Here is a 714-nt window from a genome sequence, read left to right on the forward strand (position 1 = left end):
CACGGTCGGCCCGGCGAAGTCGGCAAACAGCTTCTCTCCGGCGCGGTGCTGCTGCCGCATCGAGCGCTTGAGCGAGGCCGCCCAGTCCTTGTACTTCTGGCAGAACTGCGTGTAACGGTAAGTCGGCTGACCGGAATTGCCCTCGACGTATTCCTCCCACAGCAGTTGCAGCGTCACGCCCTTGCGGCGCAGCTCGCAGTGCAGTGCGGGGTAGTCGGGTTCGAGGCGTCGGGACGCCGCCGCCGGGGCATCGGTCGCAACAGGCCTGAGCCGGGCTTCCAGCTCGTCGTCGGACAACGCTTGAGCCGCCGTCCAGTCGAGTCCCGCCTGCGTGGCCTGTGCGGCAAACTTCGACACCGCGCCGACGCTGATGCCAATGGCCCGGCTGATCTGCCGGTGGGTCAGGCCACACACCCACTTCAGTCGCAGGACTTCCTTCAATTTGCGCATGCTCATCCGAGGTGTCGGCATCGGCCCGTCTCCCGTAAAAAAGGCAGCAGGCTAACGCCGCGGTTGAATACATGCGCAACACCACCGCCAGGCCAAAACCCGGCTTACGTTCCGGTGACGTGATCATCCGTTTCGGTTCCGTGATCACCCGTTTCGGAAACCCATGATCTGCGATCACGTTCGACCGAAATGGCTGATCACGATCGTTCGGAATCAGCGATCACGATCAGCCGAAATCCCTGATCACGATCGCCGGAATACGCA

Annotated in this window: 1 protein-coding gene; it reads right to left on the minus strand. The window is 62.7% G+C overall.

What is annotated here, in order from left to right; all coding sequences use genetic code 11:
* Positions 1-471 (minus strand): IS21 family transposase (locus tag HV796_RS42995; RefSeq protein WP_484555928.1); only part of this gene is annotated, 471 nt, incomplete at its 3' end.
* Positions 472-714 lie beyond the last annotated feature (243 nt).

Source organism: Paraburkholderia humisilvae, from assembly GCF_902859855.1.
GTDB classification, from domain to species: domain Bacteria; phylum Pseudomonadota; class Gammaproteobacteria; order Burkholderiales; family Burkholderiaceae; genus Paraburkholderia; species Paraburkholderia humisilvae.